Annotated in this window: 1 protein-coding gene; it reads left to right on the forward strand. The window is 61.5% G+C overall.

Annotated elements, in window-relative coordinates; all coding sequences use genetic code 11:
* Positions 1–608: transketolase C-terminal domain-containing protein (locus tag FKW19_RS15095; RefSeq protein WP_275068212.1), on the forward strand; the 608-nt coding region annotated here is incomplete at both ends.

Here is a 608-nt window from a genome sequence, read left to right on the forward strand (position 1 = left end):
TCCTTCGACATTGCCTATCTGGGCTGCCTGCCGGGCATGACCATTATGGCGCCATCAGACGAGCTGGAATTGCTGCACATGACAGCAACCGCCACCCTGTTTGATGAAGGCCCGATTGCCCTGCGCTACCCACGTGGCAGTGGCCTTGGGCTGGACCTGCCTGCCGAGGGCACGCCGCTGGAAATTGGCAAGGGCCGCATTATCCGTGAAATGGGTGGGCAGTCTGGCCCTGAAAAAGGCGGCGTGGCCATTCTCTCGCTTGGCCCACGTCTGGCGGAGTGTCTGAAAGCCGCAGACATGCTGGCCGCCCGTGGCCTGCCGCCCACCGTGGCAGATGCCCGCTTTGCCAAGCCGTTTGATACGGAACTGGTGGAAAATCTGGCCCGCAACCATGCGGTGCTGATCACGATTGAGGAAGGTTCGGAAGGTGGCTTTGGCTCCCTTGTTGGCCACCATCTGGCCCGCACAGGCCTTTTGGACAACGTCCGCTTCCGCCCCCTCACCCTGCCAGACCGCTTTATTGACCATAACACTCAGGCCGCCCAATATGCCGAGGCAGGGCTCTCCGCTCCGCACATCGTCGGAACAGCTCTAAGCGCATTGGGCAT

This window comes from Acetobacter sp. DmW_125128 (genome assembly GCF_008704325.1).
Classification (GTDB): Bacteria; Pseudomonadota; Alphaproteobacteria; order Acetobacterales; family Acetobacteraceae; genus Acetobacter; species Acetobacter oryzifermentans.